21 protein-coding genes are annotated in these 25,291 nt (G+C 72.0%); 5 read left to right on the plus strand and 16 right to left on the minus strand.

What is annotated here, in order from left to right; genetic code table 11:
* Window positions 1-47: 47 nt before the first annotated feature.
* From menC to AC5L36_RS32375, 6 genes are all read right to left on the minus strand, one after another.
* A complete protein-coding gene (gene menC, locus AC5L36_RS32350) occupies window positions 48-1,157 on the minus strand; it encodes an o-succinylbenzoate synthase (RefSeq protein WP_441222559.1) in 1,110 nt (369 codons plus the stop codon).
* The gene (locus AC5L36_RS32355; RefSeq protein WP_441222560.1) at window positions 1,154-1,984 is read right to left on the minus strand and encodes a GNAT family N-acetyltransferase; all 831 of its coding nucleotides are present in this window, start codon (window positions 1,982-1,984) and stop codon (window positions 1,154-1,156) included. The genes menC and AC5L36_RS32355 overlap by 4 nt, the downstream gene beginning before the upstream one ends.
* Window positions 1,985-2,058: 74 nt before the next feature.
* Complete coding sequence (locus AC5L36_RS32360) at window positions 2,059-2,607, minus strand: CHRD domain-containing protein (RefSeq protein ID WP_441222561.1); 549 nt, start codon at window positions 2,605-2,607, stop codon at window positions 2,059-2,061.
* Window positions 2,608-2,703: 96 nt separating this feature from the next.
* Window positions 2,704-3,747, minus strand: coding sequence for a family 2 encapsulin nanocompartment cargo protein polyprenyl transferase (locus tag AC5L36_RS32365; RefSeq protein ID WP_441222562.1), 1,044 nt, complete (start codon window positions 3,745-3,747; stop codon window positions 2,704-2,706).
* Window positions 3,744-5,120, minus strand: coding sequence for a family 2B encapsulin nanocompartment shell protein (locus AC5L36_RS32370; RefSeq protein WP_441222563.1), 1,377 nt, complete (start codon window positions 5,118-5,120; stop codon window positions 3,744-3,746). Before AC5L36_RS32370 ends, AC5L36_RS32365 begins: the two co-directional genes overlap by 4 nt.
* 66 nt (window positions 5,121-5,186) lie before the next feature.
* Complete coding sequence (locus AC5L36_RS32375; RefSeq protein WP_441222564.1) at window positions 5,187-6,590, minus strand: family 2B encapsulin nanocompartment shell protein; 1,404 nt, start codon at window positions 6,588-6,590, stop codon at window positions 5,187-5,189.
* A 173-nt stretch (window positions 6,591-6,763) separates the two neighbouring features.
* Here AC5L36_RS32375 and AC5L36_RS32380 point away from each other — a divergent pair, with 173 nt between their 5' ends.
* The gene (locus tag AC5L36_RS32380) at window positions 6,764-7,432 is read left to right on the plus strand and encodes a bestrophin-like domain (protein ID WP_441222565.1); all 669 of its coding nucleotides are present in this window, start codon (window positions 6,764-6,766) and stop codon (window positions 7,430-7,432) included.
* A 30-nt stretch (window positions 7,433-7,462) separates the two neighbouring features.
* Window positions 7,463-7,924, plus strand: coding sequence for a hypothetical protein (locus tag AC5L36_RS32385; protein ID WP_441222566.1), 462 nt, complete (start codon window positions 7,463-7,465; stop codon window positions 7,922-7,924).
* Here the strand turns inward: AC5L36_RS32385 and AC5L36_RS32390 are convergent.
* The 3 genes from AC5L36_RS32390 to AC5L36_RS32400 are packed head-to-tail and all read right to left on the minus strand — an operon-like array spanning window position 7,917 to window position 9,876.
* A complete protein-coding gene (locus AC5L36_RS32390; protein ID WP_441222567.1) occupies window positions 7,917-8,855 on the minus strand; it encodes a sugar kinase in 939 nt (312 codons plus the stop codon). The genes AC5L36_RS32385 and AC5L36_RS32390 overlap by 8 nt on opposite strands.
* Window positions 8,852-9,478 carry a bifunctional 4-hydroxy-2-oxoglutarate aldolase/2-dehydro-3-deoxy-phosphogluconate aldolase gene (locus AC5L36_RS32395; RefSeq protein WP_441222568.1) on the minus strand — a complete coding sequence of 209 codons (627 nt, stop codon included), beginning with the start codon at window positions 9,476-9,478 and terminating at the stop codon, window positions 8,852-8,854. Before AC5L36_RS32395 ends, AC5L36_RS32390 begins: the two co-directional genes overlap by 4 nt.
* 41 nt (window positions 9,479-9,519) lie before the next feature.
* Window positions 9,520-9,876, minus strand: a complete 357-nt coding sequence (locus AC5L36_RS32400; RefSeq protein WP_441222569.1) for an RDD family protein — start codon at window positions 9,874-9,876, stop codon at window positions 9,520-9,522.
* Between the two features lie 257 nt (window positions 9,877-10,133).
* Between AC5L36_RS32400 and glnA the strand changes: the two genes are divergently transcribed.
* Complete coding sequence (gene glnA, locus AC5L36_RS32405; RefSeq protein WP_441222570.1) at window positions 10,134-11,558, plus strand: type I glutamate--ammonia ligase; 1,425 nt, start codon at window positions 10,134-10,136, stop codon at window positions 11,556-11,558.
* Between the two features lie 318 nt (window positions 11,559-11,876).
* Here glnA and AC5L36_RS32410 read toward each other — a convergent pair whose 3' ends face one another.
* The 3 genes from AC5L36_RS32410 to AC5L36_RS32420 are packed head-to-tail and all read right to left on the minus strand — an operon-like array spanning window position 11,877 to window position 16,753.
* Window positions 11,877-14,027: an esterase-like activity of phytase family protein gene (locus tag AC5L36_RS32410; protein ID WP_441222571.1), complete on the minus strand. Its 2,151-nt coding sequence runs from the start codon at window positions 14,025-14,027 to the stop codon at window positions 11,877-11,879.
* Between the two features lie 51 nt (window positions 14,028-14,078).
* A complete protein-coding gene (locus AC5L36_RS32415; protein WP_441222572.1) occupies window positions 14,079-15,566 on the minus strand; it encodes a pyridoxal phosphate-dependent decarboxylase family protein in 1,488 nt (495 codons plus the stop codon).
* Complete coding sequence (locus tag AC5L36_RS32420; protein WP_441222573.1) at window positions 15,563-16,753, minus strand: glycosyltransferase 87 family protein; 1,191 nt, start codon at window positions 16,751-16,753, stop codon at window positions 15,563-15,565. The genes AC5L36_RS32415 and AC5L36_RS32420 overlap by 4 nt, the downstream gene beginning before the upstream one ends.
* 125 nt (window positions 16,754-16,878) lie before the next feature.
* Here AC5L36_RS32420 and AC5L36_RS32425 point away from each other — a divergent pair, with 125 nt between their 5' ends.
* Window positions 16,879-18,462 (plus strand): hypothetical protein, encoded by a 1,584-nt coding sequence (locus AC5L36_RS32425; protein ID WP_441222574.1) that lies wholly within the window; start codon window positions 16,879-16,881, stop codon window positions 18,460-18,462.
* On the opposite strand, the gene AC5L36_RS32430 is transcribed toward AC5L36_RS32425, so the two are convergent.
* From AC5L36_RS32430 to AC5L36_RS32445, 4 genes are all read right to left on the minus strand, one after another.
* Window positions 18,463-19,296: an SAM-dependent methyltransferase gene (locus AC5L36_RS32430; protein WP_441222575.1), complete on the minus strand. Its 834-nt coding sequence runs from the start codon at window positions 19,294-19,296 to the stop codon at window positions 18,463-18,465.
* A gap of 33 nt (window positions 19,297-19,329) precedes the next feature.
* A complete protein-coding gene (locus AC5L36_RS32435) occupies window positions 19,330-20,226 on the minus strand; it encodes a Sco1979 family transcriptional regulator (protein WP_441222576.1) in 897 nt (298 codons plus the stop codon).
* Between the two features lie 332 nt (window positions 20,227-20,558).
* Window positions 20,559-23,513: a bifunctional [glutamine synthetase] adenylyltransferase/[glutamine synthetase]-adenylyl-L-tyrosine phosphorylase gene (locus AC5L36_RS32440; RefSeq protein ID WP_441222577.1), complete on the minus strand. Its 2,955-nt coding sequence runs from the start codon at window positions 23,511-23,513 to the stop codon at window positions 20,559-20,561.
* Window positions 23,513-24,247, minus strand: a complete 735-nt coding sequence (locus AC5L36_RS32445; RefSeq protein ID WP_441222578.1) for a type 1 glutamine amidotransferase — start codon at window positions 24,245-24,247, stop codon at window positions 23,513-23,515. The genes AC5L36_RS32440 and AC5L36_RS32445 overlap by 1 nt, the downstream gene beginning before the upstream one ends.
* Window positions 24,248-24,322: 75 nt before the next feature.
* On the opposite strand from AC5L36_RS32445, the gene AC5L36_RS32450 reads away from it, so the two are divergent.
* The gene (locus AC5L36_RS32450) at window positions 24,323-25,198 is read left to right on the plus strand and encodes a S66 peptidase family protein (RefSeq protein ID WP_441222649.1); all 876 of its coding nucleotides are present in this window, start codon (window positions 24,323-24,325) and stop codon (window positions 25,196-25,198) included.
* The last annotated feature ends 93 nt before the right edge of the window (window positions 25,199-25,291 follow it).

The raw sequence follows: 25,291 nt of genomic DNA on the forward strand, positions 1-25,291 counted from the left end.
CCACTACGTCGAACGGCCACGCTCGCTTCGCTCGCCACGGCCGCCCCTTATGTGATCTTGAGCCACTCCGTGGCGGTGGTGTGGTCGCCCAGCGCGTCCGGGTCGGGCTCGACGCCCAGGCCGGGGCCGGTCGGCACGCGTACGTGCCCCTCCTCCAGCACGAACGGCGCGGTGATGTCCCGCGCGAAGTACCGGTCGGAGGCGGACGTGTCGCCGGGCAGCGTGAAGTTGGGCAGCGCGGCGAGCGCGACGTTGGCCGCGCGGCCGAGGCCGGTCTCCAGCATCCCGCCGCACCACACCGGCACGCCGTGCGCCGCACACACGTCGTGCACCCGCCGGGCCTCCAGGTAGCCGCCGACCCGACCGGGCTTGACGTTGACGATCGCGGCCGCGCCGAGCGCGATCGCGTCCGCCGCCGCCCGCGCCGAGGTGATCGACTCGTCGAGGCAGACCGGGGTGCGGATCTGGCGGGCCAGCTCGGCGTGCCCGCGCACGTCGTCTTCGGGCAGCGGCTGCTCGATCAGCAGCAGGTCGAACGGGTCGAGCCGGGCCAGCTGGCGGGCGTCGGCCAGCGTGTACGCGGTGTTCGCGTCGACCTGGAGCAGCACCTCGTCGCCGAAGCGCTCGCGCACGGCGCGCACCGGCTCGACGTCCCAGCCGGGCTCGATCTTCAACTTGATCCGCAGGTATCCCTGCCCGAGATAGCCGGCGACCGCGTCCAGCAGCGCGGGGATCGAGTCCATGATCCCGACCGAGACGCCGGCCGGCACCCGCTCGCGCACCGCGCCAAGGTAGCCGCCGAACGACAGCCCGGCCGCCCGGAGCTGGGCGTCGAGCAGCGCCGTCTGCACCGCCGCCTTCGCCATGGGATGCCCCTTGATCTCGGCGAACACCGGCTCGACCGCGACCGGGTCGGCACTGGGCAGGGCGGCGAGCGCCGGCACGAGGAAGCGGCGGATCACCTCGGCCGCGCCGTCCACGTACTCGCTGGAGTAGCGCGGCTCGGACATCGCCACGCACTCGCCCCAGCCCTCGGCGTCGCCGGTGACCGCGCGCACCAGCAGCACGTCGCGGTCGTACTCGGTGCCGAACGAGGTGCGAAACGGTGAGACCAGCGGCATGGCGACGCGCCGCAGCTCCAATCCGGTCAGCCTCATGCGTCTTCCAACACGTACCAGCCGTCTCGCGTCACGCCCGCCACGCTATAGCCCCGGTCCATCGCCGCGGTGATCGCGTCGCGCAGCGCGTACCGCCAGCGGCTGGCGAGCGTGGGGTCGGCGCCGCGCAGCGCCTCGACGTCGGCCGGCGCGGCCACCAGGAGCCGCCGGCCGACGGCCCCGGCGACCGGCGCCGGGGAGCCGTCGCCGCCCCGCCCCAGCACCACGACGCCGCCGGCCGGATCGACCTCCCGGCACTCACCGCGGGCCGCCGCGTTCGCGCTGGGCGAGGTGAGGTCCCAGCGCACGTACATGCGGTCGCTCGGGCCGCCGGAATTGATGCCGTCGTCCATCGGGCCGTAGAAGTCCGGCAGGTACGCGGTGGCCCGGGCGCCGAGCTTGCACAGGTTGAAGTAGGCGTTGCGCCGGACCAGCGGGTCGTAGGTCCAGCACACCGTGTCCAGGCCGCGGTCGAGCGCCCAGGCCCGCTGGTGCAGCTTCATCGCGAACCCGACGCCGGAGCCCTGCCGCCCCGGCTCCACGCCGGCGATGTGCGAGTGCAGATGGTCGGCGCCGATGAAGGCGACCGCGGCGCCGAGCAGCTGGCCGCCTCGGTACGCGCCGACGACGTAGTTGCCGGAGTGCGAGAACGCCCGCATGAAGCCCGCGTTGACAAGCTGGTCGGGTGAGTCGGCGTTCCAGACGCGCTGTAAGAGCTCCGCGGCCGCCCGCTGATCGTCCACCTCGGACAGCTCCAGGACCCGCACCCCGAGCCGGTCAGCGGCTCCGTTTGCCGCCATCCGCGCCTCATCGGCCAGCGTGCTCATCGCTCTACGGTACTGATCCGTGCCGGGAAGTGATCAGGGCGTCTCCCCGGACGCCCTGATCACCAGTCGTTTGATCAGTGGCTGTGGCCCAGCTGGGCGCGGATCTCCCCGGCGGGGTAGAGGCTGCTGTGCACGTTCACGTAGGTGGCGCCGGCCCGGACCGCGGCGACGAGCTCGCTGAACTGCCCGGCCGTGATCCCCTGGCCCGCCGGACCGATCACGTCGGCCGGCCGGATGGTGCCGGTGACGGTCGCCGGCGCCGCGGGGCAGGCCTGCGTGCCGGCCGGCCCGTTACCGAGATTGGTGCAGATGAATACGCTGATACCGCCACTTTGCGCTTTCCCCCCAAGGTGGATGTGCGCCTGCGTGACGGTGCCTTCCAGAGCGGAGTAGGTCAACCGGTACGAAATCTCCTGAGCGCGCTCGTTGATCTGAGCGCGGAACTGCCCCGAGCCGGTCGTGGAGATGACGAGCGGATCCTCCTCGTACCCGGAAAGCCGCTCCACAACGGTGTTTCCACCCCGTGGGCCGTCGGCGCCCGCCGTCGCGGCGCTCCCCCCGACAGTGCTGACGACGGTGACCGCGATCGCGACGGCCAGGAGCCGCGCATGCGTGAGTTTCACTGTTGCCTCCGTCCATAGACAACGTGCCCTATTCGGAGGCCACGCAGCTGGTGGAGGCCCGGTTCAAGCCATTCGCATCCTGCGAAACCGCCCCTTTCACCGATCCCGGTGGGTAACGAGACCAGCCAGGCCGGTCAGCTCGGCGGCCGGCGCGGCGGCCGGATGGGCCTGCCGGAGGTGGTGCAGCGCCTGGCCGAGCAGGTCGTCGGCCTGCGCCTGGCTCCAGTCCCGGCCACCGGCCTCGGCGACGAGCTCGGCGGCGCGCACCAGGTCGGCACCGGACGGCGGCGCTCCACTGTAGAGAACCGCGAGCTCCCGGCCGGCCGGCGTACCAGAGGTCAGCGCGGCGACCACCGGCAGCGACTTCTTGCGCTGGCGCAGATCGGCGTGCACCGGCTTGCCGGTCACCGCGGGATCGCCCCAGATGCCGAGCAGGTCGTCGACGAACTGGAACGCTAGCCCCAGCCGCTCGCCGAACTCCCGGAACCGGTCGACCCGCTCCCAACCCGCCCCGCCGAGCGTGGCACCGAGCGCGCACGCGCACCCGAGCAGCGCGCCGGTCTTGCCCCGCGCCATGCCGAGGCATTCGCGGAGCTCCACCTCGGACCGCATCTCGAACGCCAGGTCGGCGCTCTGCCCGTCGAGCAGGTCCTGCACCGCGCCGTGCAGCAGCCGGCTGGCGGGCATGACGGCCGGATGACCGCTGCTGGCCAGCACGTCGAACGCGAGCGCGAGCAGCGCGTCGCCGGCCAGGATCGCCGGTCCGACGCCGTACACGGTCCAGGCGGTGTCCCGGTGGCGGCGGGTGCGATCGCCGTCCATCACGTCGTCGTGCAGCAGGGAGAAGTTGTGCACGAGCTCGACGGCGACCGCGGCCGGCAGCGCGGCGGTCGGGTCGCCGCCGACCGCCTCGGCGCTGAGCAGCACGAGCGCCGGCCGGATCGCCTTGCCACCGGGCGCGCCGACCGCGCGCCCGTCCCGGTCCCACCAGCCGAAGTGGTATCCGGCGATCTGGCGCAGGGTCTCCGGGAGCGTGTCCACCGCCGCGCGCAGCGCCGGGTCGACGCACGTGCGGCTCCACGCCAGCACCTCCGGCGCCGACCGACCGCTGCTCGTTTCCTTCTCCGACACAGTCGTCATCGCTCGATCTCGACATTCTCCAGGACGCCGAGCGCGTCCGGCACCAGCACCGCGGCCGAGTAGTAGGCGCTGACCAGGTACGAGCGGATCGCCCGGTCGTCGATCCCCATGAAGCGCACGTTGAGGCCCGGCTCGTACTCGTCCGGCAGCCCTGTCTCGCGCAGGCCGACCACGCCGCTCTCGTCCGTGCCGATGCGCATCGCCATGATCGAGGTGGTGCCGCCCGGCCCGATCGGGATCTTGTCGCAAGGCAGCACCGGTACGCCCCGCCACCCCATCACCCGGCGCCCCTCCACCTCCACCGGCTCCGGGTACACGCCGCGGCTGCTGCACTCGCGGCCGAACGCGGCGATCGCGCGCGGATGGGCGAGGAATAACCGCGTGTTGCGCCGGCGGCAGAGCAGGTCGTCCATGTCCTCGGGTGTGGGTGGCCCGGTGCGGGTGTGTATCCGCTGCTTCAGATCCGCGTTGTGCAACAACCCGAACTCCCGGTTGTTCACCAACTCGTTCTCCTGCCGCTCCCGCAACGCCTCCACCGTCAACCGCAACTGCTGCTCCACCTGATCCATCGGCTGGTTGTACAAATCCGCCACCCGCGAATGCACCCGCAACACCGTCTGCGCCACCGACAACTCGTACTCCCGAGGCGACAACTCGTAGTCCACGAACGCGCCCGGCAGCTGGTGCTCGCCCTTGTGGCCGGCGGACATCGCGATCGCCGCCTCACCCTGGCGGTTGCGCCGCTGGCGCGGGCGGGCGAGGACGCGCCGCACGTGCGCGACCGCCTCCTCCACAAGGGACTGTCGTGGCAGCGCGAGCAGGATGCACGGTGTGAGTGCCGTGACGCCGAAGTCCCACGTCCGTTCCGTGCCGTCCAGCACCTGGTCGCCGAAGTGGTCGCCGTCGGCCAGCGTGCCGAGCACCGTGGGGTCGCCGTAGCGGCCGCTGCCGACCCGGTTCACCTTGCCGTGCGCGACGAGGTACACGTCCTCGGCCGGCTGCCCGGCGGTGACGATGACGTCGCCGGGGGCGTACTCGCGCTGCTCGAAGCGGTCGGCCAGCGCGGCGAGCACGCCGTCGTCGGCCAGCTCGCGCAGCAGCCGCAGCTCGCGCAGCTCCTGCGGCACCACCCGCACCCGGGCGCCGGTGTTGGTGAAGCTCACCCGCCCGTCGCCGACGGTCAGGGTCAGCCGCCGGTTGACCCGGTACGCGCCGCCCGGCGCCTCCTCCCACGGCAGCATGCGCAGCAGCCACCGCAGCGAGATGCCCTGCATCTGCGGCACCGACTTGGTCGTCGTCGCGAGGTTGCGCGCCGCCGTCGTGCTCAGGCTCTGGTTCGGTCGTACGTCTGTCGTGGACTCGGTCACGGTCACCACACACCACCATTCAAGCGAGGGGATGGCCCGGCCGCACCGGGGCGCGACCGGGCCGCGGTCGGGTCAGCCCTCCCGGCCTATCTCCACGTTCTCCAGGACGCCGAGCGCGTCCGGCACCAGCACCGCCGCGGAGTAGTAGGCGCTGACCAGGTACGAGATGATGGCCTGGTCGCTGATGCCCATGAAGCGCACCGACAGCCCCGGCTGGTACTCGTCCGGCAGCCCGGTCTGGTGGAGGCCGATCACGCCCTGCCGCTCCTCGCCGGTGCGCAGCAGCATGATGGAGGTCGTGCGGGTGTCGCTGATCGGGATCTTGTTGCACGGCAGCAGCGGGATCCCGCGCCACGCCGGCACCTGGTGGCCGGCTAGGTCGACGCTCTGCGGGTAGAGGCCCCGGCGGCTGCACTCCTGCCCGAACGCGGCGATCGCCCGCGGGTGGGCCAGCATGACGGTCGGATCCTTCCAGACGGTGGCGAGGAGCTCGTCCATGTCGTCGGGGGTGGGCGGGCCGTTACGCGTGTGTATCCGCTGCTTCAGATCCGCGTTGTGCAACAACCCGAACTCCCGGTTGTTCACCAACTCGTTCTCCTGCCGCTCCCGCAACGCCTCCACCGTCAACCGCAACTGCTGCTCCACCTGATCCATCGGCTGGTTGTACAAATCCGCCACCCGCGAATGCACCCGCAACACCGTCTGCGCCACCGACAACTCGTACTCACGAGGCGACAGCTCGTAGTCCACGAACGTGCCGGGCAGGACGGGCTCTCCACTGTGGCCGGACGAGACCTCGATCGCCGCCTCGCCGTGGGGGTTCTGCGGTTGGCCGGAGCTGGCGCGCAGCTCCTCGATGTGCGCCCGCAGCTGCTCGGACTGGTCGGCGAGGCGTTCGACGTCGGTACGCGGCAGCGACAGCACCGTGCACGGGGTGACGGCCTTGACGGTGAACTCCCAGATGCCCGCCGCGTCCACGATGGACTGGTCGCCGAAGTAGTCGCCGTCGGCGAGCACGCCGAGGACGGTCTGGTCGCCGTAGCGGCCGGTGCCGACCTTGTTCACCTTGCCGTGCGCGATCAGGTAGACCTGGTCCGCCTGGTGTCCGAACTCGACGATCACGTCGCCGGGCGCGTACTCGTGCTGGTCGAAGCGCTCCGCCAGCGCCATCAGGACCTCGTCGTCCTCGACGCCGCGCAGCGCGGGCAGCTCGCGTAGCTCCTGGGGTACGACGCGCACCTGCGCGCCGGTGTTGGTGAACGTCACGCGGCCGTCACCGATCGCGTACGACATCCGGCGGTTCACCCGGTACACGCCGCCGGCTGCCTGCACCCAGGGCAGCACGCGGAGCAGCCAGCGCGAGGAGATGCCCTGCATCTGCGGCACGGACTTGGTCGTCGTCGCGAGATTTCGCGCCGCCGCCGTGCTCAGGCTCTGGTTCGGTTGGGCATCCTCGATGGATTCGGTCACGGTCACTGCGCACACACCACCAATCGCGGAAGGCGTAAGGGGGAGAGAAAGAGACGGCGCACGGCCGCTGCGATGGAAGCTAACACCGCGTAATCGACCCCGTACAGGGCTGTGACCTGGAGGTCGTTCGAACGGGTGGTTCGCCGTCATCGCAGGTCACAAGCCCGCGTCCACCGGACATGAGCTCCGAATCCGAGCCCGGCTCCGGCGCGATCTTCTCGATGGTGGGCGTGCTGTACGCGATCCTCCTCGCATTCGTGGTCATCGTGGTCTGGGAGTTCTCCAGCAAGGTCCACGACGACGTGCAGGCCGAGGCGAACGACGTCTCGCAGATCTACTTCACCGCCCGCACCCTGCCCGAGCCGCAGCGCAGCCAGCTCACCGCGCTCGCCCGCGACTACGCGCACACCGTGGCGTACGACGAGTGGCCGGCGATGCGGGAGGGGCGGACGAGCGCCGACGCCCGCGCCCAGGTGGCCCGGATGCGCGCGGAGACAGCGGCACTGCGCCCGGCGGACGCCCGCCAGGAGATCCTGATGGGGCAGACGCTGGACGCCATCAACGCGCTCGTCGACGCCCGGCGGGAGCGCACCGGCGCGGTCACCTCACCGGTGCCACCGATCATGTGGATCGGCCTGCTCGCCGGCGCGGTCATCACCGTGGCGTTCACGTTCTTCTTCAGCTACGGCCGCTTCCGCAACCAGCTGGCGATGATCGGGGCGATGACCGTGCTGCTCGCGTTCACGCTGTGGCTGACGTACGAGATGAGCCACCCGTTCGGCGGCCCGACCGGGCTGGGTCCGGACGCGTTCCTGGCGGTCCTCGCCAGGTTCGACGAGTTCAGTTAGGTTCGACGATTTTGAGTCAGGAGAGTGGCGATGAACAGGCGCGACCACCTTGCCGGCCTCGGGCTCGGCCTCGTCGCCGGCGCGCTGGCCACACCGGCACCGGCCCAGGCACGATCCACTGTGGAGCTGATTGCCAAGCGGAAGAGGATAACGCTGCCCGACCTGCCGGTCCTGGGCCTGACGTACATCGCCACGTTCGACCTGACCGACAAGGCCGGCGCGGCCTCGGGCGTCGCCGCCGCCTCCACGTCCATCGTGGACGTCACGCTGGACGGCCCGGTCATCCTGAGCCAGGTCGTGCTCCAGTTGGCCGACGGCGAAATCCACTACCAGCGCGTGATCAACCGGTTCGGCGCCTTCCCGCGCACCGCCGTCGGCGCGATCCTCGGCGGCACCGGCGTCTACGCGATCGCCCGCGGCGACGTGAAGATCACCTGGCCGGACCAGGACACGGTGGCGATCGCGCTCAACCTGATCGAGCCGTCTACCTGACGGTGGTGCCGGGCACGGCGTCCAGCAGGGCCAGCTCCGCGCGGGTGGGCAGCCCTTCCCAGTCGCCGCGCGCGGCCACCGCGAACGCCCCGGTCGTCACCGCCCGGTCCAGCCGGCCGGTCAGGTCGAGGTCGTCGAGCAGCCCGGAAAGGTAGCCGGCCACGAACGCGTCACCGGCGCCGACGGTGTCCACCACCGGCACCCGCCGCGCCGGCCGGTCCACGGTCAGGTTGGGCCGGTGCGCCGACGCCCCGTCGCCACCGCGCTTGACCACCACCTCGCGTACGCCCGCCCCGAAAAGCGTGGTGAGCGGGTCGGCACCGGGGTCGACGAGCACCGGCAGCTCGTCCTCGGACGCGACCACGACGTCGACGCTCGACAGCAGCGGCCGCAGCGCGGCGGCGGCGCGCTCGACGCTCCACAGCCGCGCCCGGTGGTTCACGTCGAGGCAGACGGTCGCCCCGACCGCCTTGGCCTGGGCGGCCGCGCGCATCACCGCGGCGGCCGGCCCGTCGCCCAGTGCCGGCGTGATGCCGGTGACGTGGAGGACCCGTGGCCGCCCGAGCTCGAACGCCGCCACGACCTCCGCCTCGGACAGCTGCGAGCCGGCCGAGCCGGAGCGGTAGTAGGTCACCCGCGTCACGTCGGCCACGCGCGGCTCGAAGATGATCAGGCCGGTCGGCGCGTCCGGCGATACCGCGCAGCCGGAGACGTCGACGCCCTCGGCCCGCAGCGTGCGCAGCACGAGCGCGCCCATCTCGTCGGCGCCGGTGACGCCCACCCACCGGGCGGCGTGGCCGAGCCGGGCCAGCCCGATCGCGACGTTGGCCTCCGCGCCGGCGATCGAGAGCGACAGCTGCCCGCCGAGGCGCAGCGGCCCACCCGCCCGGAGGGCCGCCATGGTCTCCCCGAACGTGAGGACGTCCGTCATGACGCCCGCGCCACCGCGTCGAGGAACTGCTTCGCCCGCGCGCGAAGACCGGCGATGTCGCCGCCGTGCGGCGCGTCACCCAGCAAGGGCGAACCCACGCCGACCGCGACCGCGCCAGCGGCCAGGTAACCGCGGGCCAGCTCCGCGTCAACCCCGCCCACCGGGACGAACGGGACATCCGGGAAGGGATCGCGGAGCGCCTTGAGGTAAGCCGGTCCGCCGACGGACGCCGGGAAGAGCTTCACCGCGGTGGCACCCGCCCCGGTGGCGGCGATCACCTCGGTCGGGCTGAGCGCGCCGACGAGGGCGGGCAGCCCGAGCCTGGTCGCCTCGTCGACGCCCGGCCCATATCCCGGCGTCACCACGAACGACGCGCCCGCTTCGGCCGCCCGCATCGCGTCGACGGCGGTGCAGACCGTGCCGGCACCGAGCGCCGCGCCGGGCCCGAGGTGGGCGCGCGCCCGCTCGATCACGCTCTCCGCGCCCGACGTGGTGAGCGACACCTCGACGAGTGACACGCCGGCCTCGACGAGCGCGACGACGCTCCGGGTGGCCGCGTCCGCGTCCCGCCCCCGGACGATCGCCACCAGCCGGCGCTGCTCCAGCAACCCCCTGAGATCCACAAACCCATCCTGCCCGCTGCCACGCGAGCCCGCACCGGGGCCTACGGGTTCACGACGATCGAGCCGGCCGCCTTGTCGTGGAGGCCGCGGCGGTGGGGGTCCATGATCAGGGCGGGCACGACCAGCGCGAGCAGCAGGCCGCGCAGCAGCGCGCGGGGGATGCCGATCCGGCCGCCGTCCTTGAACGAGACGCACTTGAGCCGGACCACGGCCATGCCCGGGGTCTGCGCGAAGAGGCCGATGAAGAAGCCGTACTCCAAGACGAGGACGAGCACGGGCGGCCAGCCGTCGCGGAGCGGGTCGCCGAAGAAGTTGGACACGAGTAGGCAGAGCACCCAGTCGATCACCAGTGCGCCGAAGCGCTTGGCCAGGCTGGGAAGCTCGTCCGGCTCGGTCACAGCCGCCCAGCCTACGGGACACCTGGCCGCATACCACCCGCGGAGGTGGTCGGCCGGTGTATGGTCCGTTCGGTGACCTGGCCACGGCTAAGTGGTGGACGTCGCGCCCTCTACCGCTGACGTAACACGGCGGAAACATTAGAGACACGCCTGGGCAACGGCACAGCCATACCGTCGCGACCAGCCAGCCATGCAGGCGGCCGTGCCCGCCCTTAGCTCAGCGACGTAATAGCTCAGCGACGTGCCAGGAGGACGTGTTGTTCGCCAATTCCGAGGAACTCCTTCGGTACCTCAAAGACGAGGGCGTGAAGTTCGTCGACGTACGGTTCTGTGACCTGCCCGGTGTGATGCAGCACTTCAACACCCCGGTCGAGTCCGTCGACGAGGCTCTTTTCACCGACGGCCTTGCCTTTGACGGTTCGTCGATCCGCGGCTTCCAGCAGATCCACGAGTCGGACATGCTGCTGCTGCCGGACGTGGCAAGTGCATACATCGATCCGTTCCGCGCGCAGAAGACGCTCGCGCTCAACTTCTTCATCCACGACCCGTTCACGCGCGAGGCCTACACGCGTGACCCGCGCAACGTCGCCAAGAAGGCCGAGGCCTACCTCGCCGCCAGCGGCATCGCGGACACCGCGTACTTCGGCCCCGAGGCGGAGTTCTACGTCTTCGACTCGATCCGCCACGAGACGGCGGCCAACAAGGCCTACTACTACATCGACTCGATCGAGGGCGCCTGGAACACGGGTGCCGAGGAAGAGGGCGGCAACAAGGGCTACAAGACGCCCTACAAGGCCGGCTACTTCCCGGTGCCGCCGGTCGACCACTACTCCGACCTGCGCGACGAGATCGTGACCAACCTGATCGGCGCCGGCTTCACCGTCGAGCGCGCGCACCACGAGGTCGGCACCGCCGGCCAGGCCGAGATCAACTACAAGTTCTCGACGCTGCTGCACGCGGCCGACCAGCTCCAGCTGTTCAAGTACATCGTCAAGAACACCGCCTGGGCCGCCGGCAAGACCGCGACGTTCATGCCCAAGCCGCTCTTCGGCGACAACGGTTCCGGCATGCACACCCACCAGAGCCTCTGGCTCAACGGTGAGCCGCTGTTCTACGACGAGACCGGCTACGCGGGCCTCTCCGACACCGCCCGCTGGTACATCGGCGGCCTGCTGCACCACGCGCCGTCGCTGCTGGCGTTCACCAACCCGACCGTCAACTCGTACCGGCGCCTGGTGCCCGGCTTCGAGGCCCCGGTCAACCTGGTCTACTCGCAGCGCAACCGCTCCGCCTGCACCCGCATCCCGGTCACCGGCAGCAACGCCAAGGCCAAGCGGGTGGAGTTCCGGGTGCCCGACCCCTCCGCCAACGTCTACCTGGCGTTCTCGGCCATGCTGATGGCCGGCCTCGACGGCATCAAGAGCAAGATCGAGCCGCCGGAGCCGATCGACAAGGACCTGTACGACCTGCCGCCGGAGGAGTGGGGCAGTGTCAAGCAGGTGCCGGGTTCGCTGCCCGAGGTGCTCAACTCGCTCGAGGCCGACCACGACTTCCTGCTCGAGGGCGGCGTCTTCACGCCCGACCTCATCGAGACCTGGGTCTCCTGGAAGCGGGAAAACGAGGTCGACCCGATCCGCCTGCGCCCGACGCCGCACGAGTTCGAGCTCTACTACAACGTCTGATCGAAAGTCCGGGTCGTGAAGGCCGGCGCACCTCGGTGCGCCGGCCTTCACGTTTGCGCTGCTCCGCTCGTTTCGGGTTTGTTTGTGGTTGCGGCTACTTCGGCGGGGCCACTAAGCCCTGCTTCGATCTTCCGCCGCCTGGTCGGCGACAGGCGTTGTGGACAAACGCCCACCCCCGGAGGGTAAGCGTGACCAACCGCGAAGGGTGAGGCCGCGGGAGCAGCGGTCTGGACCACGACGGGCATCGCGGTAGCTCAAAAAGATCCTCAGGGGAGTTGGTGCAACGGCGTGGCACCAACTCCCCCAGGTCTCGCGGCCCTAGAGGAGCTTGCCGAGCCGCATGAAGACGGTCTCGCCGGTGGAGTCGTCGACGCCGTCGTTGTCGGTGACCGCGTACGTGCGGCCGTCACCACCGATGGTCAGGCCTTCGACCTTGTCCTGGGTCCAGCCGTTGCCGGCGTGCAGCAGGGGCAGCAGGTCGGCGGCGAGGCGCTTCTTCGCCAGCGGTAGCCCGGTGCCGAAGCCGGCCGGCAGGTCGAAGGTGTAGACCTTCTTGACCGTCGCGGCCGGGCCGCGCTGGTTGTCGCGCTCGACCACCGCGAATGTGTCGTGGTCGACGGCGGCGATCTCGGAGAGCCCCACCCAGGCGCCGCTCGGGGCGGCGTCCAGCGGGTAAGCGAGCCAGGCCCACGACTTCGTGGCCACCGAGTAGCGGCCGATCCGGACCAGGCCCTTCGGGTCGCCGGTCAGCTCGCGCTGGATCGCGACCCACACCTGCTCTTTGGAGCCGTAGCCGGTCACCGCGACGCCCTCGATGCCGTTGCCGGTGACCGCGGCGGCCACGTCGGCGGGCAGCGGCACCTCCTCGACGACCGCGCCGCCGGGGGCGAGGCGCACGAGGAGGTTGGGCTTGCCGCCGGAGCCCTCGACGCCAAGCCAGTAGCCGCCTCCGATCCGGGCCGCGACGCCTTCCGCGTCATACGCCACTGGAACGCCGCCCTTCGAAACCACCTGGGCCGCATCGATGCGAGCGGGCCGTGCGCCGGTGTCGATCGTGAGGAGGCGGGTGGGGGTGTACACGCTGTCGGTCACCGACACGAGCCGGTCCCGCTTGCCCGGCACCGCGGAGAGGCCGGAGAGCGCGCCCCAGCCGATGCCGCGGGTGGAGACGATCGACGGGAAGTCGCTCTTCGCGCCGAACTTGTACAGCTGCACCGAGGCGCGGATGCCCTCGTCCGGCATGTCTTCCTCGCTGGAGACCACGACGAGGCCGCGGGACGGCGCGGTGACCACGCCCTCCGGTCCGTTGACAGCCGGCATCAGCTGCACGAAGCGCGGCGCCCACGGCTTGCGCACGTCGTACACGGCGACGAAGTTGGCCCGCTCGGCATTGACGAAGAGGTACGGGGTGCCGCCGAACGTGCCGACCGCGACGTTTTCCGGCTCGCTGCCCTTGGCGTCCGAGCGGCTGTCCGGGTAGAGGCCGTGTGCGACCGCCAGGCGCTCCAGCGCGTTGCCGCTGTCGAAGACCACCCGGCCGGTGCGCTTGTCGAAGACGCTGAAGCCGCGCGAGCCGCCCTCGTAGTCACCCTCGTTGGCGGTGGCGAAGAGGTTGTCGTCCAGCCACGTCACACCGTCCGGCTCGCGCTTGGCGGTCACCGTTCCATTGAGGAGGATCTGGCCGTCGTCCTCAGTGTCCACACCGGACACCGTGACGGCACCGGCGGAGAAGTGCTTGACCACCTTGCGATCGCGCAGCCGCACGACGGCGAGGTGGTTGTTTTCCTGGAGGCTCACCACCGCTTCGTCGTCGCGGTTGATGCTCACGTACTCCGGCTCGGGATCACCTGGCGCCACCGTGGCCAGCCCGATCAGGTCCACCGTGGACACCGACCACGTGCGGGTGTCCACGACGGACAGCCAGCCGGCGGGCAGCTGCGGGATCGCGCCGTCGTCGACGTCTTCGTCCCGCTCGTTCTCGATGGCGATGGCGACGTACCGGCCGCTCGGCGCGACCGCCACCGAGTCAGGCTGCCCGCCCAGCTTGATCGTGCGCACCACGGCGCGGGTCTTCACGTCCACGACCACCAGCTCGCCGGACGGGTCGGTGAAGCTCGCGCTGGTGTTGACGGCGGCGAGCGCGTACCGGCCGAACGTGGCCACCGACGTCGGCTCGCCGGCCAGCTCCAGCACGCCCGCGGGCTTGGGGTGCGACGAGTCGGTGATGTCGAAGAAGCCGAGGCGCTCCCCCGGGCTGTCGGTGTAGATGACCGTACGGCCGTCGGAGCTCACCGCCGCGATCTCAGCCGCGGCGTCGTCGGTGATGTCGCTGTTGAGGTATGCCGGAACTGTGGCGATCCGGCCGAACGGGCCCGTGCCGCCGGGACCGTGCGCCGATGCCGGCACAGCGGGCAGCATCGATGCGACGAGAACGCCGGCCGCGAGCGGTCCTATGTGTCTGCGCTTCATTCACTGTGCGTACTCAAAGCGCCTGTCCACCCGGATAACAGCGGGGAAACGTCAGGGAATCAGCGACCGGACGACCTCGACGAACGTGTCGATGTCCGACTCCGTGGTGCGCCAGTTGACGATCGCCGGGCGCAGCGCGACACGGCCACCGTACACAGTGGTGCCGGCGAAGACCCGCCCGTCCGCGAGCAGCTTCGCGCCCAGCTCACGGTTGAGGTCGTCCAGCTCCTCCTCGGGTACGCCGGCGGGGCGCGCCCGGAAGCAGACGATGCACAGCGGCACGTCGGCGAGGCGCTCCAGCTCGGGTGCCGCGTCGACGAGCGCGGCGAGGTGCTGGGCGAGGTCGAGGTGGCGCTCCACCATCGCCTGGTAGCCGGAGCGGCCGTACGCGGCGAGCGTCGCCCAGATCGGCAGCGACCGCGCCCGGCGGGACGACTCGGGGCCGAGCAGCGCGTACCCTCCGCGTGGGTCGTCCGGGGCCGGCAGGTACGCGGCGCCGGGCATGCCGAACGCGGCCGCCAGGCGGGCCGGCTCGCGCAGGAAGGCGAAGCCGCTCTCGTACGGCACGTTGAGCCACTTGTGCGCGTCGCAGGCGATCGAGTCGGCCCGCTCGATCCCGGCCACCAGCCCGGCGGTGCGCGGGGACAGCGCGGCGAAAAGCCCGAACGCGCCGTCGACGTGCAGCCAGGCGCCGTACCGCTCGGCGAGGTCGGCGAGGTCCGCGACCGGGTCGAAGTCGCCGGCGTTGACCTCGCCGGCGTTCGCGATGATCACGGCGGGAGCGTTCGACGCGGCCAGCCGCCGCTCCATCGCCGCGAGGTCGACGCGGCCGATCCCGTCGCGGGCGAAGACCTCCACGCACTCGCGCCCGTGGCCGAGCATCTGAAGCGCCTTGCGCGAGCTCGCGTGCACGTACCCGCCGGAGAGCACCGGCATGCGGGGCAGCCCGGCCAGCCCGTTCGCGGCGACGTCGGCGCCGTGCCGCTCGCCCCACCAGTGGGTGGCCGCGCCGAGGCCGGTGAAGTTGGCGAACGTGGCGCTGGCCACGAGCGCGCCGCCGTACCCCTCCGGCAGGCCGAACAGCTCTCGCAGCCACCGCAGCGCGACCGTCTCCACCTCGGTGGCGAACGTCGAGGAGGCGCGGAAAGCCGCGTTCTGGTCGAGCAGCGACGAGGCCCAGTCGCCGGCGAGCGCGGCCGGCGTCACGCCGCCGATCACGAAGTGGAAGAAGCGCGGGCCGGCGGAGTGCGTGCCGGCCTCGGTACCCACGTGGAGAAGCCGGCGCACGGCGGCGGCCGCGCCTTCGCCCTTGTCCGGGAGGTCTCCGGCCAGATCCTGGAGGAGCGGCGCGGAGGCCGGGTCGCGGACCGGCCGGTCGGCGAGCGAGGTGAGATACGGTCCGGCGGCGTCGTACACCTGGCGCAGCACGCCCTCGCCGTTGCCGTCCAGCAGCGGATCGGACCCTGTCTGCCACGCTCCGTCGCTCGGCGCTCGTCCGCCGTCGTGGTCCCTGCCCGTAGCCTCACGACTCCCGCTCATGCCCTCACAATGCGCCGATGATCCGTCCTGGCGGAGGACCAATCGGCAACATGTGGCCCATCGGCCCTGTCGGGTATCGGCAGGAGGACGAGCAGGGCGATGCTGAGCCAGACGTACATGTTGCTGCCGACGAAGCCGCTCACGCCGGGCGAGCCGCGCTCCCAGATCCAGACAAACCGGCTGATCAGGAACCCGTAGGTGACGATCGCGAAGATGACCAGGCGGCGGTTTCGGGCCTCCAGCGCCCGGTCGAAGAGCAGGATCAGCGCCGGTAGCAGCCAGACCAGGTGGTGCACCCAGGTCACCGGGCTGACCAGGCACTGGACGACGCCGGTGAGCGCGAGGCCGGTGCGCACGTCGGCGCGCCGCACCCGCCACACCCAGACCGCGAGTGTCGCCACCACCAGTGCCAGCCACAGGACCGTTCTGGGATGCACCGGGTCGAGCCGCGCCACGACCCCCTCCAGCGACTGGTTGGAGATGAACGAAAGCGAGCCGACCCGGTCGGTGTTCCACAGCATCTCGGTCCAGAACTGCCGGGACGCGTCGGGTGCGGCCGCCGCCGCCAGCAGCGTCACGCCGGCGGCGGTCGCGCTCGCCGTGATCGCGGCCCGCCAGCGGCGGGTGACCAGCAGGTACAGGATGAAGATCCCCGGGGTCAGCTTGACCGCGGTGGCCAGGCCGATGCCGACGCCGGCCGCCTTGTGCCCGCGCCCCACCAGCCACAGCAGGTCGGCGGCGACCAGGAAGAGCAGCAGCGTGTTGACCTGCCCGAAGGTGAACGTCTCGCGCATCGGCTCGAACGCCGCGACAAGGCAAAACGCGATCGCGAACGCGAACCAACGGGTCCACCCCTCGCGCCGGGCGATCGGGTCGACGAGCCACCACACGACAAGCCCGCCGGTGACCACCGCGGCGGCGCAACTGATCACGACCGCGACCGGCCAGGAGACGAACGCCATCGGCACCATCACGAGCGCGGCGAAGGGCGGGTACGTGTAGCCGTACTTGCTGTTGGGCTTGAGCCAGTCGTAGATCTGGCCGCCGTCGTGCACCCAGTAGTTGATCGCGCCGTAGTAGACCTTGAGGTCGAAGAAGTTGTGCCGGATCGTGGCCACGCTCAGGAAGGCAGCCGTCGCCAGGACGACGGCGGCGACGACGGCGATCCTCCTGTTCACCTGTTCCATGCTGCCAGTTACTCTCGGCGCGAATGCGAGGTAGGTGTGAAGCGCGAGGAGTGAGCTCCGACGGCCAGGACGGTCCGGCGCAGGTCCGCCTGCGAGCCCCGCAGTCGCGAACGAAGGTAGGCACAGTGTCCGAGGGTCGTACGGTGGGTGCCACCGCGGCCCTGGCGACGGCACTCGCCGCCGCGTTCCTCGCTTTACCCCGCATGGGCTCCGACCTATCCGCCCAGGTCGCCCGCGCGAGCTTCTTCGCCGATCACGGCCTGACACCCATAGACCTCCGCTGGTACGGGGGGACCAACCAGTTCGGCTACAGCCTCGTGTCGCAGCCGGTCATGGCCCTTCTCGGGGTACGCGTGACCGGAGCGCTCGCCCTGGTCGGCGCGGCGGTGGCGTTCGCGGCGCTGCTGGTGCGTACCGGCGCACCCCGGCCCCTGCTCGGCGGCCTGGTGGGTGCCGTGTGCATCGCCGGCAACCTCGTCTCCGGGCGGGTCACGTACGCGCTCGGCGTGGCGGTCGGGCTGGCGGCGCTCGTGGCCCTGGTGTCCGGTTTCCGCTACCGGCTCGCCGTCGCCGGCCTGCTCGCCTTCCTGGCCTCCGCCACGAGCCCGGTGGCCGGGCTGTTCGTGGGGCTGGCCGGGGTCGCGCTGATGATCGGCCGCCGGCCGCGGGACGGCGCGGTGGTCGCGGCGGCCGGCGCGGTCCCGCTCGGGCTGACCGCGCTGCTCTTCGGCGAGGGCGGCTGGATGAACATCAGCCGCACCGACGCCACCCACGCGATAGTGACAAGCCTGGCGGTGGCGCTGCTGGTCGGGTACCGCCCGGTCCGGGCCGGCGCGCTGCTCTCCGCCGCCGGCGTGCTGGCCGCGGCACTCGTGCACACGCCCGTCGGGCTCAACGCGACCCGGCTCGTCGCGATGTTCGCGCTCCCGGTGCTGGCGGCCGCCGCTCGGGTGCCCCGGATGCCCCGCGGGGTGCGCACGCCCCGGATCCACGCCCGGGTGCGCCTGCCCCGCCGCATCCGCAACCGGCTCGCCGCCGCCGGCCTCGCCGCCGCGCTCGCCGCCGGCTGCTGGTGGCAGCCGCCGGTCTCCTGGGCCGACCTGCGCGACGCGGGCAACCCGACCAGCGACCGGGCGTACTTCGCCCCGCTGCTCGCCGAGCTGCGCGCCCGCCGCCCGGCCGGCCGGGTGGAGATCCCGCCCACGCGCGACTACTGGGAGGCCGCGTACCTGGACGGCTTTCCGCTGGCCCGGGGCTGGCTGCGGCAGGCCGACATCGCGCGCAACCCGCTCTTCTTCGAGACCGTGCCGGGCGCGTCTGGCACCGGGGTGGCGCTCACCCCGCGGTCGTACCGCGCCTGGCTCGCCGACAACGCCGTCACGTACGTCGCCGTACCCGACGCGCAATTGTCCTGGGTCGGGCGGGCCGAGGCCGCGCTCGTGCCACAACTGCTCACCGAGGTCTGGTCGGGCGGCCACTGGCGCCTGTACGCGGTGCCCGACCCCACGCCGATCGTCACCGCACCGGCCACGCTGGTGGCGGGCGGCGCCGCGGCCCTGACGTTCGACGCGCCGGCCGGCGGCGAGGTGCGGGTCCGGGTGCGGCACAGCCGCTGGCTCACGGTCGACGGCGGCGCGGCCCTGGCCCGGGACGGCGACTGGACGGTCGCCCGCCTCCCCGGGCCGGGCCGCTACACGATCACGTCGTGATCAGGGCTTGCGGGCGACGCCACCGAGGTTGTCCAGCGGCCGGGTCTCGCCGCTGCCGGGGTCGGGCCGCCACGCCGTGACGTCCGTCAAGCCGGGCTCGACGAACTCCAAGCCGTCGAAGTAGCTGGCGATCTCCTCCGGCGTGCGCATCGCGTACGGCGGGTTGGCCGACTCGTTCCAGATCTTCATGACCTCGTTGAGCTCGGGGTTGGTGTTGGCACCGTCGCACACCACGAGGTGGCTGCCGGGCGCCAGCGCGCCCATGAGCCGCCGCACCACAGCCTGAGCCTGCTCCACTGTGGGCAGATGGGCCAGGATGCCGGAGAGGATGACCGCGACCGGCTTGCCGAAGTCGAGCGTGCGCCCCGCCTCGCGCAGGATCGTCTCCGGGTCGCGCAGATCGGCGTCGATGTAGTCGGTGGCGCCCTCGGGACCGCTTGTCAGCAGCGCCCGGGCGTGCACGAGCACGAGCGGGTCGTAGTCGACGTAGACGATGCGCGCCTCCGGGGCGACCGACTGCGCCACCTCGTGCGTGTTGTTGGCCGTGGGGAGCCCGGTGCCGATGTCCAGAAACTGCACCACACCGGCCTCACCGGCCAGGTAACGCACCGCCCGGTTGAGGAAGGCGCGGTCGGCACGGGCGATGTCCACAATGATCGGAAACGCCTTCGCGATCTCGTCGCCGAGCGCGCGGTCGACGGCGTAGTTGTCCTTGCCGCCAAGCCAGTAGTTCCACACCCGCGCGGTCTGCGGGACGGTGGTGTCAATCTTGGGCTTTGCCTCTTCGCTGGATTCCTCGGTCACGAGCGATGCCCTTCGGGGGGTGTGCCGCATGTCGGGTTCGGCGCGGGGCCAGGATACATCCGGTCAGTCGAACGCCTCGTCGAGGTCGTGGGCGATGCGATCCAGGATCCGCACGGTGTCGCGCACCGGCGCGGCCTCGACGAACAGCCGGTTTACCGCGTCGAAGTAGTAGTCGACGTCTTCGCGCTTGTCCAGGTAGAGCGCGCCGGCCAACTGTTCGATGTAGACGACGTCGGGCAAGCTGGCCTGCGGAAAGCGCAGGATCGTGAAGGGGCTGCCGGCGGCCGCGTAGCCACCGGCCGCGAGCGGCACCACCTGGAGGCTCACGTTTGGCGCCTTGATGACCATCGCGATCAGCGCCTCGATCTGGTCACGCATCACCCGCCGTCCGCCAACGGGACGGCGCAGCGCCGCCTCGTCGACCACCGCCCACAGCCGCGGCGGATCGGGCCGGGTGAGCACCTGCTGCCGCTCCAGCCGCAGCCGCACCCGCCGCTCGATCTCGTCGAGCTGCGCGGTGCCGTGGCTCAGCCGCATCACCGCCCGCGCGTACTCCTCGGTCTGGAGCAGCCCCGGCACGAACGCGACCTCGTAGGTGCGGATCAGCGACGCGGTCGCCTCCAGGCCGAGGTAGCGCTGGAACCAGTTGGGCGTGACATCGCTGTACGGCTGCCACCAGCTCGGCTCGTTGGCCTCCCGGACCCGGTCGAGCACGGCCGCCCGCTCCGCCTCGTCGTGCACGCCGTAGAGGGTCAGGAGGTCTCTGACGTCGCGCATCTTGAAGCCCACCCGCCCAAGCTCCATCCGGCTGAGCTTCGACTCAGACGCGCGGATCGTCTCGCCAGCCTCCGCGCGGGTCAGCCCCCGCTCCTCCCGCAGCTGCCTGAGCTGGGCACCCACGAGAATCCGCACCGCGGTGGGGCCGTCGATGGGCCGGTCCTGCTCTGCTGATCCAGTCACCCGCACCTCCCGGGGCTGTCCCGAGGCATAGCATGCCACCGGCTTGGCACCAGCGCCACCGATCACGCGGTCACCCTCCGTGACGGATTCTCTGAGCTACCGCCCCGTTTTGATCTCCCGCCGGCTGTCCGTCACCGGGCATTGTGGACAAACACCGCGGGCCACGCATCCGCCGGAGGCGGAGGAGTGACCGCGACCAAACGCGGGGTGAGCGCGACCAGCGGCGGACGGGTGAGGCCGCGGGAGCAGCGGCCTGGACCACAACGGACATCGCGGTAGCTCAAATCCGTGAAATGGCACGACGCCAGCAGCGACCTCCAACGCCGGTTGCGCTACGTGGCGAGGACGCGTTCGCAGGCGGCGCGGGACCTTCGGGTCGTGCGCAGGTAGTAGTCGAGGAACTCGCCCGGGTCGGCGGCGTCGAGCAGGCGCACCACACCGGCAAGGTCGACACCGTGGCGGGGCAGCTGGTCGGTCGGGCGGCCGCGGACGAGCGTCAGCGCGTTGCGTACGCGGGCGGCCAGGGTCCAGCCGGCGGCCATCGCCTCGGCGTCGGCTGGGGGGACGAGGCCGGCGGCGCGGGCGGCTACGAGTGCGTCGAGGGTGCGGGTGCAGCGCAGCTCCGGCACCGCCCGCGCGTAGCGCAGCTGCACGAGCTGCACCGCCCACTCCACATCGGCCAGTCCGCCTCGGCCCAGCTTCGCGTGGGTGGCCGGGTCGGCGCCGCGGGGCAGGCGTTCAGTCTCCACGCGTGCTTTGATGCGGCGGATCTCGGTGACCTGCTCGCGCTGGAGGCCGTCTTGCGGATAGCGCACGGTGTCGGCCAGCGCCTCGAACTCGCGTCCCAGCGCCTCGTCGCCGGCCACCCAGCGGGCGCGCAGCAGGGCCTGCGCCTCCCACACCTTCGACCACCTGGCGTAGTACTGGGCGTACGCGGCGAGGCTGCGCACCAGCGGGCCCTGCCGCCCCTCGGGGCGGAGGTCGGCGTCGACGCCGAGCGGCGGGTCCGGTGCGGGGCGGCCGAGCTGGCGGCGCAGCTCCTCGGCGATCGCGTGTGCGGCGGCGCTTGCCGCGTCTTCCGCGACACCCGCCGGTGGGTCGTAGACGAAAAGCACGTCGGCGTCGGAGGGATAGCTCATCTCGTAGCCGCCGAGCCGTCCCATGCCGATGACGGCGAAGCGCAGCCCCGGCATCTCCGGCACGAAGGCGTGCGCGGCCCGCAGCGCGGCGGCCAGTGTCGCATCGGCCACATGGGACAGTGCACTCCCGGCGGACGTGATGTCGAGCGGCTGGGCGGGTGCCAGCGTGCCGGCACGGGCGAGCACGTCGGCGCAGGCGATGCGGAAGAGCTCGCGGCGGCGCAGCGCGCGTACCGCCCCGATCGCCTCCTGCGGATCGGGGTGGCGCTCGGCCGCGGCGCCGAAGCCTTCGCGGAGCACCTCGCTCGGGCGCGGCACGAGCTCCGCGTCGTCGGCCAGCAGGCGCAGCGCCTCGGGGTCGCGGGCGAGCAGGTCGGCCGCGTACCGGGACAGGCCCAGCACCCGGGCCAGCCGCAGTGCCACCGGGCCCTCGTCGCGGAGCAGCCGCAGATACCACGGCGTGCTGCCCAGCTTGTCGGAGACCTGGCGGTAGCTGAGCAGGCCGCGGTCGGGCTCGGGCGCGTCGGCGAACTCCTGGAGCAGCACCGGCAGCAGCGTGCGCTGGATCGCGGCGGTGCGGGACAGGCCGCCGGTCAGTGCCTCGATGTGGCGCAGCGCGGTCGCCGGTTCGAACCCGAGCACCCGCAACCGTTTCGCGGCCGACTCGGGCACCATGCGCAGCCCTTCGGCCGGCACCCGCGCCACCGCCTCCAGTAGCGGGCGGTAGAGCAGCTTCGCGTGCAGGCGGCGTACCTCGGCGGCGTGCGAGACCCAGTCGGCGCGGAACGACTCGACGGCCTGGCGCCCCGGAACGGCCGTGTACCCCAACGCGTGCGCGAGCCAGCGGACCGCGGCCGGGTCGGTGGGGACCGTGTGGGTGCGGCGCAGCGCCTGGAGCTGGAGCCGGTGTTCGACGGCGCGCAGGAAGTGGTATCCGCGCAGCAGCGCCTCGCCGTCGGCGCGGCCGACGTATCCGCCGGCCACCAGCGCGCGCAGCACCGGAATCGTGCCCGGGACGCGCAGCGACTCGTCCACCCGTCCGTGTACGAGCTGGAGCAACTGCACGGCGAACTCGATGTCGCGCAGCCCACCCGGCCCGCGCTTGATCTCGCGGTCGAGCTCGGCGCGCGGCACGCTGTCGATGATTTTGCGGCGCATCGCGCGGACGTCTTCGACCGCCTCCGGGCGTTCGGCGGCGTGCCAGACCAGCGGGGCGAGCTCGTCGATCCACTCCTGGGCCAGCGCCGTGTCGCCCGCCGCCGGGCGGGCCTTGAGCAGCGCCTGGAACTCCCACGTGCGGGCCCACCGCCGGTAGTACGACAGATGGCTGGCGAGCGTTCGCACCAGCGGGCCGCGGCTGCCCTCCGGCCTCAGTGCGGCGTCGACCTGCCAGGCGACCTGGCCGCAGATCGCGATCAGGCGGGCGGCGACCGTCGTGCCCGCGGTCAGGTCGGCGTCGGTCGCCGCCACGAAGATGACGTCCACATCGGACACGTAGTTGAGCTCGTTGCCGCCGCACTTGCCCATCGCCACGACCGCCAGCCGCGGCGGCTCGGTGCCGGCGGGCAGCTCGGACACCGCGATGTCGTACGCCGCCGCGAGCGTCGCGTCGGCCAGGGCCGACAGCGCCGCCATGGTCTGCACCAAGCCGCGCCCGCCGGTCAGGTCGGCCGCCGCGATCCGCAGCAGAGCCAGCCGGTACGCCGTGCGCAGCGCGGGCACGGACGCTGTGCCGAGGTGCAGCCCGCCGTCGCCGTTGGGCGCCACGCCGTCTTCGCCGGTGGTCAGCGCCGCCCAGTGGTCGGGGTTGGCGACGAGGTGGTCGCCGAGCGCCGAAGAGGCACCGAGCACCGCGACGAGGCGGCGGCGCAGGCCGGGGTCCGCCGCCATCGTGCCGAGCAGCGAGCCCTCCTGCCGGCGGTCGGCCTCGACGAGCCGGTGCAGCTGCCGCAGCGCGAGATCCGGGTCGGCCGCGCGGGACAGCGCGGTGAGCAGCTCGCCGGCCGCCTCGTCGTTGGGCTCCTGGGTGGCCTGGTCCCACAGCCCCAGCCCGTCCGGCCCGAGCAGGCCGGCGGCGCGCACGATGTCGGCGTTGAGCCCGAAGCCGTATCGCGCCAGCCGCGCCTGCGCGCTCGTCGGCCTCGCCACTACTGGCCCAGCAGCGGCAGGGGACGGCGGACGTCGCTCAGCTCACCGAGCGCCAGCGCCGCGAAGCGGGCCGCGAACGGCTGCCACACCTCCTCGACGTCGACCATCACGGCGTCGCAGGCGGCGACGATCTCCTCGGGGTCGTAGCCTTCCGGCGCGCTACGCGCCCAGTCCGCGATCATCTCGGTGTCGCACTCGATGTGGAACTGGAGCGCCCAGGCCCGCTCCCCCATCCGGAACGCCTGGTGCGGGTATCGCGTGGACGCGGCCAGCAGCACCGCGCCCGCGGGCAGCTCGGTGATCTCGTCGAGGTGCCACTGGAGCACGTCCGGCGCCAGCGGCACGTACCGGAAGAGCGTGTCGGTCTCCGCGGCGTCGCGCCGGCCGACCAGCGCCGGCCCGATCTCCGGCCCGGCGGCGCTGCGCTCGACGGTGCCGCCGTGCGCGGTCGCCATCAGCTGCGCGCCGAGGCAGATCGCCAGCGTCGGGGTGCCGTGGCGGGTCGCCTTGCGCAGCAGCGCCTCCACGCCGTCGAACCAGTCCGGCCGCGGCGGGTACGCCGACTGCTCGCCGCCCAGCACCACCAGCGCGGCGAACCCCTCCAGGTCGGCGGGAAGCTCCTCCCCCGCGTACGGCCGGAGGACCGAGAGGGCAAGCCCTGCCTCGGTCAGCCACTCCCCCAGCCGCCGCGCGTCGTCGGTCGGGTCATTTTCGATCACCAGCGCCGTCGTCACCCACCGAGGCTATCGCCTTAGGCTCGGGAGGTGACCGCCTTGCTGCCTAGCGCTCTCCGCCCCGGCGACACCGTGATGCTCGTCTCGCCGAGCGGGCCCACCAAGCCCGAGCGCGTGGCCCGCGGCATCGAGCTGCTGACCGGGTGGGGCCTGCGGCCGGTGCTGGGGCCCAACGCGTACGCCCGCCAGGGTTATCTCGCCGGCTCCGACACGCTGCGCGCCGCCGACCTCAACGCGGCCTTCGCCGACCCCGAGGTGCGCGGCGTGCTGTGCACCCGCGGCGGATACGGCGCCCAGCGGATCGTCGACGCGATCGACATGGACGCGGTGCGACGCGACCCGAAGGTGGTGGCCGGCTTCTCCGACATCACCGCGCTTCAGCTCGCCCTGTGGCGCGCCATCCGACTGGCCACAGTGCACGGTCCCGGCGCGGCGTGGCTCGACGAGCGCACCCCGCCGGTGTCGGCCGAGTCGCTGCGGGCCGCGCTGATGGGCACCGACCCGGTCGTGGTCAAGCGGGTCGAGACCGAGGAGACGGCACCCGTCGCGGTGCCCGGCACGGCCACCGGCCCGCTCATCGGCGGCAACCTCAGCCTGATCGTGTCCTCCGTGGGCACTCCCGACTTCCCCGATCTGCGCGGCGCGATCCTGCTCGTCGAAGACGTGGGCGAGGCTCCGTACAAAGTGGACCGGATGCTCACGCACCTGCGGCGCGCAGGCGCGTTCGACGGGGTCGCGGGGGTGGCGGTCGGGCAGTTCACCGACTGCGCCGACGGCTGGACCGTGCCGGTGACCGAGGTGTTGACCGACCGCCTCGGTGACCTGGGCGTGCCGGTGCTCGGCGGCCTGCCGATCGGCCACGGCACCGGGCAGCTCACGGTGCCGGTCGGCACGCCCGCCACGCTCGACGCGGACGCGGGTGTCCTGACCGTCGCGCCGGGTGTGACGTGACAGTCATTTTCTCCGTGGCCGGTCGAGCCCTCTCCGGAGCAGGGTGAGAAGTGGGTGGGAGACCCCCACCGTTCTCCTCAGGGAGGTGGGTCG

Source organism: Phytohabitans sp. LZ39 (assembly GCF_059359075.1).

Bases quoted from the DNA above. Each gene is read 5' to 3' on its own strand.
- AC5L36_RS32450 (WP_441222649.1), top strand. From the start codon at position 24,323: ATGCTCGTCTCGCCGAGCGGGCCCACCAAGCCCGAGCGCGTGGCCCGC.
- menC (WP_441222559.1), bottom strand. From the start codon at position 1,157: ATGAGGCTGACCGGATTGGAGCTGCGGCGCGTCGCCATGCCGCTGGTC.
- AC5L36_RS32390 (WP_441222567.1), bottom strand. From the start codon at position 8,855: ATGACGGACGTCCTCACGTTCGGGGAGACCATGGCGGCCCTCCGGGCG.
- AC5L36_RS32420 (WP_441222573.1), bottom strand. From the start codon at position 16,753: ATGGAACAGGTGAACAGGAGGATCGCCGTCGTCGCCGCCGTCGTCCTG.
- AC5L36_RS32410 (WP_441222571.1), bottom strand. From the start codon at position 14,027: ATGAAGCGCAGACACATAGGACCGCTCGCGGCCGGCGTTCTCGTCGCA.
- AC5L36_RS32385 (WP_441222566.1), top strand. From the start codon at position 7,463: ATGAACAGGCGCGACCACCTTGCCGGCCTCGGGCTCGGCCTCGTCGCC.
- AC5L36_RS32430 (WP_441222575.1), bottom strand. From the start codon at position 19,296: ATGCGGCACACCCCCCGAAGGGCATCGCTCGTGACCGAGGAATCCAGC.
- AC5L36_RS32415 (WP_441222572.1), bottom strand. From the start codon at position 15,566: ATGAGCGGGAGTCGTGAGGCTACGGGCAGGGACCACGACGGCGGACGA.
- AC5L36_RS32365 (WP_441222562.1), bottom strand. From the start codon at position 3,747: ATGACGACTGTGTCGGAGAAGGAAACGAGCAGCGGTCGGTCGGCGCCG.
- AC5L36_RS32380 (WP_441222565.1), top strand. From the start codon at position 6,764: ATGAGCTCCGAATCCGAGCCCGGCTCCGGCGCGATCTTCTCGATGGTG.
- AC5L36_RS32355 (WP_441222560.1), bottom strand. From the start codon at position 1,984: ATGAGCACGCTGGCCGATGAGGCGCGGATGGCGGCAAACGGAGCCGCT.